Here is a 13,648-nt window from a genome sequence, read left to right as displayed (position 1 = left end):
GGCTTTACCCGATGTTACAAATCAGACACGCCGCAGCCGGTCGCGGTGTGTACCTTTGGCTTAACAGGCAACAAGCCCCTTTTGCTGGAGGAAAACCATGAGTACCGTCACCATTCCCGGCGTGCCGCAACCCGCCGCCCACCGGATGCTGTGGGCCATCATTGCGGCCCTCGGCGCGACCACATTGGCTTTGGGCGCCGCCCTTGTGCAGGTGAATCGCCAGAGCGCCGAAGAGGTCGCTCCGACCACGCCGCTGACACCCGTGGCCACCGTCGCGTCGGTGTTGGAGCCGGAGCTGGCCAAAAATGAAGAAATAGTGGCGGAAGCCCCCGTAAAACCTGCGCCAGTAGCTCCTAAAAAGATAGTGAAATTCCAGTCCGCCAGTGCCAAGGCGCACAGCACCGTGGCGGCCAAGCCCCCGGCCAGCGAGCCATGGGAAGTCATGGACACTGCACCCACCGGAGCAGGTGTGCCCGTGGCTTCCAGTACCCCGCACAAGGCCCTTTGCGCGGTGTGCGGCACGGTGGAGTCTGTTACCCCGGTGGAGCGTGAAGCCAAGCCCAGTGGTGCGGGGGCCGTGGCCGGGGCGGTACTCGGTGGTTTGGTGGGCAACCAGTTTGGTGGGGGTGACGGCAAGGCGCTGGCCACCATCGCCGGTGTCTTGGGTGGCGGCTGGGCCGGCAACACCGTAGAGAAGAAGATGAAAAAAGACCTGGTCTACCGGGTCGACGTTCGCATGGAAGACGGTTCGGTGCGCTCCATCGAACAGAGCAACCCTGCCACCGTGGGCGCCCGGGTGAAGGTGGAGGGCAATAGCATCAGCCCGGCCACCGAACCGGCACCCGCCGCCTGACCAGGAGCGCTTCCCGCGTGGTTCGCCCCCTTTGAAATTGCCTTGCGTGCTATTATTTTTGCAAACCGCAAAAGGAATAGCGCATGAATATGGCAACGGCAACGCCCGGTGCGCCCGACGGGCCTCGCCCGCCTCCGCCCCCAGGCCGCCCTGAAAAACTGCGGTTGGGCGATGTGCTGGTCCAGCAGCGCCTGATTTCCCAAGAGCAGCTCCAACAAACCTTGGAGCTGCAGCGCACCACCGGCAAAAAGGTAGGGCGCCTGTTGATTGAAACCGGTGTCATCACCGAAGAGTTGCTGGCCAACGGCCTGGCCCGCCAGCTCCGCATCCCCTTTGTGAACCTGAAGACGTTTCCGTTTCGTGCGGAAGTCACCAAGCTGCTGCCCGAGAGCGCGGCCCGGCGCTTTCGCGCGCTGGTGTTGGAAGACAAGGGCGATAGCCTGTTGGTGGCACTGGGCGACCCGCTGGATTTGTTTGCCTACGACGAACTGACCCGCCTGCTCAAGCGCAATATTGGCATCGCCGCGGTGCCGGAGAGCCAGCTGGCACTGGCATTTGACCGGTTGTACCGCCGCACCGAGGAAATCAGCGGACTGGCCCGTGCCTTGGAAAAAGACTTGGGCGACGCGGTGGACTTTGGCGAGCTGACCGCCACCGTGGGCATTGAGGGCGCGCCCGTAGTGCGCCTGCTGCAGTCCTTGTTTGAAGATGCCACGCAGGTGGGCGCGTCGGACGTGCACATCGAGCCGCAAGAAGGATTTCTGCAAATCCGCGTGCGCGTGGACGGCGTATTGCAAACGCAGACCCAGGCGGACAAACGCATTGGCGGTGCGCTGGCCCAGCGCCTGAAGCTCATGGCCGGGTTGGATATTTCCGAAAAGCGCCTGCCGCAGGACGGTCGCTTCAGCGTGCGCCTGAAGGACAACACCATCGATGTGCGGCTCTCCACGCTGCCGACTACCTACGGTGAGTCCGCGGTCATGCGGCTGTTGAACCAGGGCGCCGGCATGCGGCGGCTGGACACCATCGGCATGCCACCGGACATGCTGAAGCGCTTTCGCGAAGTGCTCTCGCGCAGCTCGGGCATGGTGCTGGTCACCGGGCCCACGGGTTCTGGCAAGACCACCACGCTGTACGCCGCGCTGGCCGAAATCAATGCGGCCGAGCTCAAGGTCATCACAGTGGAAGACCCAGTGGAATACCGCCTGCCCGCCATCACCCAGGTGCAGGTGAACGACAAGATCGAGCTGACCTTTGCCCGTGTGCTACGCGCCTGCCTGCGCCAGGACCCGGACGTGATTCTGGTGGGGGAAATGCGCGACGCGGAAACTGCAGAAATTGGTCTGCGCGCTGCCATCACCGGGCACCTGGTGCTCTCTACCTTGCACACGCGCGACGCCATCAGCACGCCGTTCCGTTTGCTCGACATGGGCGTGCCGCCGTTTATGGTGGCCACCTCGTTGCAGGCTGTGATTGCCCAGCGTTTGGTGCGCATGAACTGCCCCGAATGCTCGGCGCCGCATGCCCCCACACCGCAGGAGCAATCTTGGCTAGACACCATGCTGGCGCCCGGCACCACGTTGACCCCCAAGCGCGGGCTGGGGTGTTCATCGTGCAATGGCACGGGCTACACCGGTCGGCAGGGGGTTTATGAGCTGTTGGAGATGGATGCCGTATTGACCCATGCCGCCTCCCACTCAGACCCTGCGAACTTCATGCGCGCTGCGCGTGAGCGCATGAAGGGCCGCACCATGGCTCACCATGCGCTGGAAATGGTGCGCCAAGGGCGCACCTCGCTGGCGGAGGCGCTGCGTATTGGCTTTGATGCCGACGACGACTTAGATCCTGAGGCTGCCTGATGGCGGTCTACACCTGGCGCGGCCGCAACAATCGGGGCGAAGCCGTCACTGGCCAGTTGGAGGCGTTGACGGAAGGCGGCGTGGCCGACCAACTTTTGTCGATTGGGGTGGCGCCGGTGCACATCGCGCTGGCCGAGGCCAAGGTCGAAAAATCCACCGAAGGGCTTCTGGCGCGGCTGAACCGGAAACCCGTCGTGGTGGAAGACTTGTTGATCTTCTCGCGCCAGATGTACACGCTGAACAAGGCGGGGGTGCCCATCTTGCGCGCCTTTGCGGGGCTGGAAGCCTCGGCCACCAAGCCGGCCATGGTGGACATGCTGAAAGACATACGCGCCAGCTTGGACCAGGGGCGGGAGCTGTCCGCTGCCTTGGCGCGCCACGGCGCGCTGTTTGGTGGGTTCTACATTTCTATGATCCGCGTCGGCGAGATGACCGGGCGGCTGACCGAGGTGTTTTTGCGGCTGACCGAGCACATGGAATTTGAACGCGATGTGCGGGAGCGCATCAAGCAAGCCACGCGGTATCCCACGTTTGTGATGATTGCGATGGCGATCGCCATCGTGATCCTGAACGTGTTTGTTATCCCGGTGTTTGCCAAGGTGTTTGCGGGGTTCAACACCCAGCTGCCCCTGATCACCCGCGGTCTGCTGGCATTTTCTGGCTGGATGATTGCCTGGTGGCCTCTGCTGCTGGCGCTGGTGTTTGTGGGGACTGTGGCGGTGCGGGCCTATGTGCGCACGCCTGAAGGGCGTTATCGCTGGGACTCGCGCAAGCTCAAGCTGCCCATCATTGGTGACATCATCCTGAAAGCGACGTTAGCGCGGTTTGCCCGCAGTTTTGCGCTGTCCAGCCAAAGCGGCGTGCCCTTGGTGCAGGCGCTGACTGTGGTGGCACAAACCGTGGACAACGCCTTCATTGGCAGCCGTATTGAGCAAATGCGCGACGGCATTGAACGCGGTGAAAGCATCTCGCGCTGCGCGGCGGCCACTGGGGTGTTCACGCCGGTGGTGCTGCAAATGATCAATGTGGGCGAAGAAACCGGCGAGTTGGATAACCTGTTGTTTGAAATCGCCGCCATGTATGAGCGCGACACCGACTACAGCATCAAGGGCCTCTCCGCCTCCATTGAGCCGATTTTGCTGGCGGTGATTGGCGTGCTGGTGCTGCTGTTGGCGCTTGGCGTGTTTTTGCCACTGTGGAACATGGGCCAGGCTGCCATGGGTAAGGGCGGCGGATAGGCTATGGCTGCGCTGCGGCCCGCCGCACAGCCGTCACCTGTGTGGGGTGGGCGGTTGGCGGAATGGGGTGTACTCGTCTTGCTGGTGTTGGTGATGGCCACTGTCTTTGTGTGGCAGCTGCGTGACGTGCGCGGCCAAGCCGAATTGGCACAAATCAAAAGGACCCTGGGCGCCCTGCGCACAGCACTTGTGGTCGCGCATCTAGAGACAGCGGTGGCCGGAAATCGCAGCAAAGCGGAGCCATCCGCAGCGCTGGCCCAACGCAACCCGTTTTTGGCGTTGGCCGCACTGCCTGCCAATTACGCAGGGTTGGCCGACGCCGAAGTGCTGGCCGCATTGCCGGGAGGCAATTGGGTGTTTGACCCTGCCTGTGCATGCGTGGGCTACCACCCGATGGAAACAAATAGGTTGGAATCGCCCCCGGGAGCACAAGCCCTCTGGTTCCAAGTCAGCAAGCCCCCGGGACCCTTGCAGATCACCCCGCAACTGTCTTACGTGTGGATGGGCCAAGTGGTGGATTAAGGCAGATGTAACAAAACCACGAAATAAGGGTAAATGGTGATGCAGATCACGTACTTAGCCCCCAAACTTGATGCACAACAATAGTTCATTGCAATAGAATTAAATTGCAATGCGTCTATCCATAGGACGTTGGAGCCCGTTTCAGGACGGAGCAAGAAGTTTTTTCAAACGAAAGGCGGACAACATGAAACAAGTACAACGCGGCTTTACGCTGATTGAGTTGGTGATGGTCATCGTAATCTTGGGCATTCTTGCCGCCGTCGCAATTCCCAAGTTTGTGGATTTGTCATCGGACGCGCGGAGTGCGGCTGTGGCGGGCGTGGCAGGGGCTCTATCCTCAGGCACCGCCATCAACTATGCTGTTTATTCGGGCAACAACTCCAGCTCTTCCAAGGTGACAGTGGACTCATGCACCAACGCCAGCCGTACCTTGCAAGGTAGTGCATTCCCAACCAGCGGCGGTACTTATTCCGCCGCCGGGACCTTTGTAACTACTGCAGGTACCTCGAATGCTTGCGTACTGACCCTGACCCCTTCTGGCGGCACTGCGGTCACGGCAGCTTTCACCGCTATCGCGGTTCCTTGACCGGTTTCTCAAGCTAGTCGTGCACACACGACTTCTGCAAAAGCCAGTGAGGGCAACTTCACTGGCTTTTGTTTTGGGTGCCAGCAATGGCTGGCCCATGGACTTTGACTGCAGCACGCAATGAGGGTGCGGACGCGAGCAGTGCCGCCTGTTGCTTTCTTTCTTCCGGCCAGCCTTTCGCCCAGTAGCTAAAGGCCTGCACCGCCAGGGATTCATCTTGGTGTTCGAGACCGATAGCCAGGGCAAACTGGACCAGATCGTATTCCAGCAAACCTTTGGCGAAATAGGTGCGCAATATCGTTGCGGCTTCCTCGTCGTGCCCTGCGCGCCGCTGCAGGAGAACGCCCAGTGCACGTGTGCGCGGAGCGTCTGGTTGCAGGCGTTGGAGTTGTTTTAGCGCCTCCGTTGCCTGCTCCTGTTGTCCGCGTTCTGTATAAAGAATGGTCAAGTTAGCCTGGATGTCCGGCACATTAGGGCGTGATGTGGCCACCGACTGAAGTGCCCACAAGGCGCCGGCACGGTCACCACTTGCGGCCATTTGGTCTGCTGCGAGAGAGGTGAGTTTCCGGTAGTGCGGGTTTATCGCAACGCCCTGCTGGAGCATGGCAAGTGCCCGGGTGTGCTCAGCTTCTCGTTCCTCCACCGGCATGTTCGTATTTCTCTGCAAGGCGTTGGTGGCGTGGATGCTTCCAACGATTAAACGCTCAGCCTGTATCGCTTCCCAACTGATGACTGCAGTCAACGCACTCGTTAGTAGTAGCGCAACCGCACCCAGTCGCAGCGCCAACGGACCGACAGGTTGTTGGCGCCTCTTTGCCTTCTTGTTCCGATGGGATAGGGGAATAGTGCATGCGAGCATGCCCAATACCACCATCCAAAGCGCGCCTGTGCTTGCAAGCCGCCAGGGAAAACCTGCGTTGCTGACGATCAGTAAAGCCAAAATGCTGCTCAGGGCGAACCCATTGAACGCAGCCTTGCGACCTGCCACTCCGTTTCGACCCCACTGCAATGTGTTTTGCACACACATCAGAAGGTAAGCCAGTAGAACTGCCAAACAACCGCCACCAATGATCACTCCATATTCACTCAGCAGTTGCAGGTATTCGTTGTGCGCGTAGAAATCAGTTTCTACTGAATTGTTCCAGCCTTGGTAAAGCGGAATATGAACTTCCCATGCCCCCGCCCCTACGCCAGTCCAGGGGCGATCCATCAGCATGCGTGCTGTCGACTTCCACATGCTTGCGCGTACGGAAAACGACCCTGCCGTGTACTCGGTGGCTCGCGCGAGGGACGCGGTGCGAAGCACACCGCGCTGAAGAGCCGTGTCGCCACTGCCTTCTTGTTGAATGCGGACGCTCTGGCTAGGTAGGCTTCCCAATACGAACACGGCCAAGGCGAATACCAGTACGACGGATAGTTTTGACCCAACGCTCCATCGCCGGATGGCTAGGGCGTCGTGGTAGCGCCAAACCATCCATGACAGCAGTGGCGTCAATACCCAGAGCGCTAGCAGTGCCGAGCGGGTGCCGGTCATCATCAAGACCACGATATTGAATGCCAACGATAAGGTCATCAACTGGCGCCAGTGGGTGCTCCGCAATTGCACCAAGGCCAACACTGAGAAAGGAAAGGTGCAAACGAGGTATTCGGCAAAGAAATTGCGGTTGACGAAGGTGGACGCGGGAGGTGCGGCTTGTGGAAACCAGGCAAGGTCTCCCCAGAACTGCGCTGCGGCCCACACACTTGCGCCCAGTGCGCCCGCATGGATACCCCATACCAGCATGGATAGGGTTGCGCGCCGAGCGATGTTCAGGGTTATCCAGAGCAGCAGTCCCAATACAGCCCATCGGGCGGCCTCCACTGCTGCTAGATAGGTGTGTGACCACAGCATGCTACCCAGCGCGTATAGGCCCAACACCGTGGGAAACGCCAGCAAGCCATGCCAACGCAAAGCTGGCCCCTTGCCGGTCTTGCACTGTTGCTGATACATCATGAAAATCCAGGTCATCGCCGCCATCAGCGTGCCGCCGGCAACGAGGATCGACTTCAAGGTGTCTTGCAGTACCAGTTCACTCGGAATCCCTGCTGCGGGCACCAAGGCAAGCATAGTGGCCAGAATCCAGGCGACCACATGCTCTGGGGGAGCTGTAAAAGCGAGGAGAAGGTGACTAGATGCGGGTTTTTTGGCCTTCGGCAAAGTCATATTCTTGGTAAGCTCAGACAGAGTTGATGGCGCGGATCTTTGCAATTGGAAATGCCCCAACCCTTGTGAATAGGGTGCAATTAGCTCCTAAAAAAATAGCAAATGTAAACCATTCATGCAACAGCGACCTCAGTATCCCTTCGCTAGTAGGGCCGCAACATGCGGTGCGCGTGGCTTCACGCTGGTGGAACTGATCATGGTTATTGTGCTGCTGGGTGTGCTGGCGGTATATGCAGTCCCCCGGATGTTGAACACAGGCGATTTTTATGCCCGTGGGTTTCATGACCAGTCGCTGGCGTACCTGCGGTATGCGCAAAAGACCGCCATTGCCCAAAGGCGCACGGTGTGCGTGGACTTGTCGGCCAATGGTATCGCGTTGAAAATTGCGTCTGCCGAGGCAATAACAACCTGCACCGCCACGTTATTGGGTCCTTCTGGAGAAGCAGGGTTGACTGCCCGAGGTACCGTGGCATTTAGCGCATTGCCGACGGACTTTGTATTCGATGGGTTGGGCCAACCACTAACGACCGGTGGTGTGGCGATGACGACAACCCAGGTGCTTCAGGTGACCGACGTCGCCAAGACCATCACGATTGAGCCCGCTACAGGGTTTGTGCATGAATAAGCGGCAACAAATCGGTTTCACCTTGATTGAACTGATCATCTTTATAGTGGTGGTGGGAGCGGGCCTGGCCGGCATTTTGTCGGTGATGAACACGGTGGTGAAGTCCAGTGCCGACCCCATGGTACGCAAGCAGGCGATTGCGCTGGCTGACTCTGTCATGGAGGAGGTTCTGCAAAAGGCGTATGACGACCCCGACGGAACTCAAGGCAATGAAACCACCCGTGACACCATGGACGATGTGGACGATTTCAACGGGAAAACTCAAACCTTGTTTTCTCTACCTACTGAGCTGAGTGGCTACACCATTGCCATCACCGTTGCAGCAGACTCCACCACCTTGTCCATCGCAGCCAAAAAAATCACCGTGACGGTTGCCAAAGGTGCCGAGTCCGTCACGATGACTGGCTATCGCACCAACTATTGACCATGCGTTCACACATCTGCACACAGCGTGGCTTCACCCTCATCGAGTTGGTGATGGTCATCGTCATCATGGGGGTTATTGGAGGGGTGGTGGCGGTGTTTATGCGAGCGCCCATTAATGCTTACTTTGACAGCGGACGTCGCGCGGCGCTGACCGATATCGCGGATACGGCGGTGCGTCGCATGTCCAGGGATATTCGAAAGGCCCTGCCGAATAGTATTCGCGTACCCAATGCGCAGTGCTTGGAGTTCATTCCCACGCGCACCGGGGGACGGTACAGAGCGGCCGACAGCACAGCGGGAGACGGCACTGCCCTTGACTTCACCGCCCCAGATAGTCAATTCAATATGCTGGGGAGCAATACTGCTTGGCCTACAGATCAACAGATCCGGATCAATGACGTGATTGCGGTCTACAACCTGGGAATTACTGGGTCCGATGCGTATGTTGGTGACAACACATCGACCGTCACTGGCGTGACCGACGGTACAGAGACCGTGATCAAGATTACTGCCAAGCAATTTCCATTGGAATCTGGAAGCCACCGGTTTCACGTGATCCCTTTAGATGAAAAGGTGGTGGCGTATGTATGTGCCTCTGACAATACATTGCGCAGGACGGTCACTTCGGCTAACTTCACCAGTGCTTGTCCATCGACAGGCCCTATTCTAGCCAGCAACGTATCGTCATGCTCCTTTGTCTACAACGGCAGTGACTTGCAGCGCAATGCCTTGGTGCAGATAGGCATCAACATGACATCCAACAACGAAACTGTGAGCCTGTATCACGAGGTACATGTAAACAATACGCCATGAACTCCGTCCCGTTGCCCCAGCGTGGATTTGCAGCCATTGCAGCCATTTTTTTAGTGGTGATTCTGGCCGCCTTGGGCGGCTTTATGGTGACGTTTTCAAATACGCAGCAGATCACCTCTGCACAGGATGTGCAAGGCTCGAGAGCATATTGGGCGGCGCGTGCAGGTCTTGCATGGAGTATTGCGAGTTTGACGGCATCTTCTGCAAGTTGCCCAACACCTCCATCCCCATTCACGATTGACGGATTTGCAGTGGCAATCGGCTGTGTTAAAGCCACCTATAGCGAAGCTGGAGCGACAGTGGTGATTTATAGACTGGAGGTACGGGCTAGCCAGGGGGCAGGTGTTTCTACCGTTGAACGCAGCGTATCCGCATCCATGGAAATTTCAGTCCCTTAAGTATCGGATGAACTCATCATGAACAATCGCTTTTTCCTGCGTTTGGCCTACGTGTTGCTGGTGTTTCTAAGCATTACCACCAGCTTGCTGTCCAGCGCCGCGACGGTGACTTTTTTGGCTTCCGGGAATTGGACCGCGCCCACAGGAGTGACTTCAGCAACTGTGGAGGCATGGGGCGGCGGCGGAGGGGGAGGGGCGGCAACGGGTAATCCCGCCAAAGGCGGTGGAGGTGCAGGCGGTCAATATGCGAAGAAGGTAGTGGGGGTGACGCCGGGAAACGTTTATGCGATTGTGGTGGGGGGGGGCGGAGCAGGGGGGGGCACTACTGATGGGAGTGGGGGCGTTGCCACCACTTTTGCCGGGACTAGTCTTGTTGCCATGGGCGGAGCCGGGGGGGGGCTGGCCTCAGCCAACAATTCTGGTGGAGCAGCCGGAGCTGGCACTACTACGAGCGGGATTGGGGACACTGTTTTTGCCGGCGGCAATGGTTCTGCTGGCGCTGCCGGTGGGGCCGGCGGAGCTGGCGGCGGCGGGGCGGGCAGTAGTGGGGCGGGAGGTAACGCCACTGGCAATACTGGTGGTACGGGTACTGCAACCGGCGGTGGCGCCGGGGCCGCAGGCGTAGCCGGTGGCACGGGAGCAAACTGTGCCAATGCCGCCGTGGTGGCTGGCGGCGGCGGATGTGGCGGCAATGCTACCAATGGGAATGATCGTGCGGGTGGCGCGGGTGCGGCGGGCAAAATAATCATTACTTATGTAGCTCTGCCCACAGTTGCCACCAACCCCGCAACGCTTGTTTCAGCTCTGGGTGCTACCTTGAACGGTACGGTCACCAGTGACAGTGCTACTACTACGGTGGTGTTTGAGTACGGATTGACCACGGCGTATGGCAGTAGCGTGACAGCGACGCAAAGCCCGGTTGCCGCCAATGCAAGCTCGGTGGCCGTGTCGGTTGCCGTCACCGGTCTGGCGGCCGGGTCCACTTATCATTACCGGGTCAAGGGGACGAACAGCACCGGTACTGTCAATGGCGCGGATGCCACTTTCACTACGCTTCCGGCCTTGAGCAAAGTGGCCAGTGCGGCCTCGGCGTCCGTGGGGGACGTAGTCACATTTACCATCACCTTTTCAAACTCAACTGCGATTGCTTTTGCCAGTAAAACTGTAACCGACACGCTTCCTACGGGAATGAGTTACGGCTCACACGTCGTGTCCGGCGGTTCAGTTGCCGTCGCAGGACAAGTCGTCACTTGGACCACGCCAGTCCTTCCTGCCAACAGTAGCGCGACGATGACTTTGGCCGTAGGCCTGTCGCAGCAGGGAACCTTGACCAATTCGGTTGCATCCACTGGCTTCACCACGGCCACTGCTTCTGTGCTGGTATTGGCGAACGCGGTAACTCACTTTCGTATGGATGAGCCCGTGGGTTCCTGGACAGGTGCTGCGGGTGAAGTGTTGGACAGTGGAGGCACCGGTTTGCACGGGCGTCGTATCACTACAACATCGCCTACAACGACCAATGAAATAGCGCCGACCTCGACTATTGCTTCCCAGTTCTCCTCGGTTATTGGGGGGTTTTGCAACGCGGCAAGTTTTGACGGCAATGCGGTAGTGCAGGTTGCCTCCAGCGCACAATTTAGCTACACGACCACGTTGTCCGCGTCGGCCTGGATCTATCCCACAAGCTACAGCAGCGACCTCTCATCCATTCTTTCAAACGACCAGAACTACGAATTTCACCTGAACTCCACTGGCAAGCTGTACTGGTGGTGGGGCGGCCCTTCGTTGACCAGTGCAGCCACCATTCCGCTCAACCAATGGACCCATGTAGCCATCACGTTTGACTCTTCTCCCACAGGAGGGCGTCAGCGCATTTATATCAATGGCGTACAGGACGCGAACACCAACAATTGGAAAGGGACTCTCAGTTCAAACCCTTGCAATTTCTATATCGGAGGGGATGTGGCAACGGGATCTTGCGCAGTACTCACTGCACGCAACTTCAAAGGCAATATTGATGAAGTGAAGCTGTATGCTAAAGAATTGTCCGCAGCAGAGGTTCAGGCGGACATGACGCTCGGTCGCTCCTGCTCGGGGACTTACGATCATATTCAAATTGAACATGATGGCGCAGCATCGATATGTACCCCAGAGGCCGTAACGGTGAAGGCTTGTTTGAATGCCAGTTGTTCCACGCTGTATACAGGGGCTGTCACGGTTCAGTTGTCGCCTGCTGGTTGGGTGGGGAGCAATACCTTCACATTCTCTGGTGGTATTGGCAGCCGACAGTTGAGCAATGGAACGCCTGGCGATGTCACGTTGGGCACGGTCAGCGCTTCGCCGCTTCCCGCTTCAGCTACGCGGTGTTTTAACGGCGCCAGTGAAACCTGCACGATGAATTTTGCCAATGCTTCATGCACATTTGATGCGGTGGAGACGAATGCGGCACCACAGACGAGGCTCTTCACCAAGCTGGCCAGTACTGCTTTCAGTGTGGATGTGCTTGCCCTTAGCAGTAGCACCACGATCAATACCGGTTTCACCGGTGCCGTAGACGTTGATTTGGTAGATACCTCTAGTGTGGCCTGCCCTAGCGGGACGGGGTTAAATACTGCGACTAGCATTACCTTTGCCGGAGCAGATGGCGGCCGCAAGCCCGTTTCATTTACCTACAACGCGGCGGCGCCCAATGTTCGCGTACGGATGCGAGTTGGAGCATCCGCACCCGCGTGTTCCACGGACAACTTCGCCATTCGTCCGGCTGCTGGGCAGTTAAATACCACTGCGTTAGCCACGCCCCCTTCCGCGACCGCTTCACCGTCCTTCAAAGCGGGGGCAATTTTCGGTTTGAGTGCCACCACCAACGTTAGTTCGAGTTATGGTGGAACCTGGACGCTAGACAGTACCAAACTCACTGCGCAAACCACAACGCAAGACACAACTCAGCAAACGGGGGGGGTAATCGGAACTCTGACACCAGGTTCTTTGGTCGCCAACGCGAGTGCTGCGAATGCCACCTACAGCGAGGTCGGATACCTGTATTTGGCCCCCGGTGCGTTTATTGACAGCAGTTTCACTGCGGTGGACAGAGCTGCCGGCGATTGCGTTACCAGTACAACGGGAGGGGCCAACCTGTCGGATGTTCTATCTGGAGGCAAGTATGGCTGCGACATTGGCAATCGCAGTACTGTGTCTCTGGGCCGGTTTTATCCGGACCATTTCACATTAACTGCGCCTGTTGTAACGCCATTTTGTGCGGCTGCTGCGCCAGCGGTCCCGTTTACGTACTTTGGCCAAGATGGCTTTGCGACTGCATTTACTATGGCAGCGCAAAATTCGGCAAATGCGACGACCCAAAACTACCGAGGCGTCTTTGCTAAATTTGTGCCGACGACGCATGCAAATTACGCCTTTAGTGCGACCGTGTTGCCCGCAGGTTCGGCTTTGCAAGCCAGTGCAACGGCTCCCACAGGTACTTGGGTCGATGGTGTGGCTGCCGTCACTGCACGTCACCAAATTGGCCGCCCCACTAACGCTTCCGCTGACTTGCTGATTACCGTAAGCGCGACCCCTACGGATGGGGAAGCTAGTGCGTCGGCCACTGCTGTTGGCAGCAATGTGCGCCTACGCTATGGCCGCTTGCGCATGCAAAACGCGTATGGGTCTGAGTTGTTGGCGCTTCCGATGTCCTTGGAGGCGCAGTACTGGAACGGCATTTACTACGCGACCAATACGGATGACAGCTGCACAACCCTGCCCATGAGCAGCATCGTTATGTCCAACTTCACTGGCAACCTGGCAGCGTGCGAGACCCACATGACGCCGACGGGCACCCAAACATTGGCAAATGGAAAATTGGCAGGGTTCACGCTCACCAAGCCGGGGACGGGCAACAGTGGAAGTGTCGATCTGGCAGTCAATGTAACGGGTACAGGTAGCGGAAATACCTGTGTAGCCGCCACGTCCAGTGCTGCCACGGCCGCCAATCGGCCCTGGTTTGGGCCCAATATAGGAGGTCGTGCCACCTTTGGTATTTACCGCAGTCCTTTGATTTATTTGCGGGAAAACTATTGACCACCGGATTTTGGATTTGCCAATAGAGTGAAAACTACCTCAAAAGGCTGT

At 58.2% G+C, this 13,648-nt stretch carries 11 protein-coding genes; 10 read left to right on the top strand and 1 reads right to left on the bottom strand.

The annotated features are described in order from the left end of the window. Positions 1 to 97: 97 nt before the first annotated feature. From AC097R_RS00495 to AC097R_RS00475, 5 genes are all read left to right on the top strand, one after another. On the top strand, positions 98 to 853 hold the full coding sequence (locus AC097R_RS00495) for a glycine zipper 2TM domain-containing protein (protein WP_479595568.1): 756 nt from the start codon (positions 98 to 100) through the stop codon (positions 851 to 853). Positions 854 to 942: 89 nt separating this feature from the next. Next, complete coding sequence (locus AC097R_RS00490) at positions 943 to 2,712, top strand: GspE/PulE family protein (RefSeq protein WP_479598077.1); 1,770 nt, start codon at positions 943 to 945, stop codon at positions 2,710 to 2,712. Next, complete coding sequence (locus tag AC097R_RS00485) at positions 2,712 to 3,950, top strand: type II secretion system F family protein (RefSeq protein ID WP_479595566.1); 1,239 nt, start codon at positions 2,712 to 2,714, stop codon at positions 3,948 to 3,950. The genes AC097R_RS00490 and AC097R_RS00485 overlap by 1 nt, the downstream gene beginning before the upstream one ends. A 93-nt stretch (positions 3,951 to 4,043) precedes the next feature. Beyond that, a complete protein-coding gene (locus AC097R_RS00480; protein WP_479595564.1) occupies positions 4,044 to 4,472 on the top strand; it encodes a hypothetical protein in 429 nt (142 codons plus the stop codon). A 184-nt stretch (positions 4,473 to 4,656) separates the two neighbouring features. Further along, a complete protein-coding gene (locus AC097R_RS00475; protein WP_479595562.1) occupies positions 4,657 to 5,058 on the top strand; it encodes a pilin in 402 nt (133 codons plus the stop codon). A gap of 58 nt (positions 5,059 to 5,116) precedes the next feature. Here the strand turns inward: AC097R_RS00475 and AC097R_RS00470 are convergent, their stop codons facing one another. Further along, positions 5,117 to 7,261: an O-antigen ligase family protein gene (locus tag AC097R_RS00470; RefSeq protein WP_479595560.1), complete on the bottom strand. Its 2,145-nt coding sequence runs from the start codon at positions 7,259 to 7,261 to the stop codon at positions 5,117 to 5,119. A gap of 115 nt (positions 7,262 to 7,376) precedes the next feature. Here AC097R_RS00470 and AC097R_RS00465 point away from each other — a divergent pair, with 115 nt between their 5' ends. Genes AC097R_RS00465 through AC097R_RS00445 form a run of 5 tightly spaced genes read left to right on the top strand, consistent with a single transcriptional unit; the run spans position 7,377 to position 13,597 of the window. Beyond that, on the top strand, positions 7,377 to 7,886 hold the full coding sequence (locus AC097R_RS00465) for a pilus assembly FimT family protein (protein ID WP_479595558.1): 510 nt from the start codon (positions 7,377 to 7,379) through the stop codon (positions 7,884 to 7,886). Further along, a complete protein-coding gene (locus tag AC097R_RS00460; protein WP_479595557.1) occupies positions 7,879 to 8,310 on the top strand; it encodes a type IV pilus modification PilV family protein in 432 nt (143 codons plus the stop codon). The genes AC097R_RS00465 and AC097R_RS00460 overlap by 8 nt, the downstream gene beginning before the upstream one ends. A gap of 2 nt (positions 8,311 to 8,312) precedes the next feature. Continuing rightward, entirely contained in the window at positions 8,313 to 9,125 is an 813-nt protein-coding gene (locus tag AC097R_RS00455) for a prepilin-type N-terminal cleavage/methylation domain-containing protein (RefSeq protein ID WP_479595556.1), read from the top strand. Then, the gene (locus AC097R_RS00450) at positions 9,122 to 9,523 is read left to right on the top strand and encodes a hypothetical protein (protein ID WP_479595555.1); all 402 of its coding nucleotides are present in this window, start codon (positions 9,122 to 9,124) and stop codon (positions 9,521 to 9,523) included. The genes AC097R_RS00455 and AC097R_RS00450 overlap by 4 nt, the downstream gene beginning before the upstream one ends. An 18-nt stretch (positions 9,524 to 9,541) precedes the next feature. Further along, positions 9,542 to 13,597: a DUF6701 domain-containing protein gene (locus tag AC097R_RS00445; protein ID WP_479595554.1), complete on the top strand. Its 4,056-nt coding sequence runs from the start codon at positions 9,542 to 9,544 to the stop codon at positions 13,595 to 13,597. Positions 13,598 to 13,648: the final 51 nt, after the last annotated feature.

This window comes from Rhodoferax sp. ZS1R25, assembly GCF_056521335.1.
Note: the sequence above shows the minus strand (reverse complement) of the source record. Positions and strands in the feature narration are given on the sequence as shown.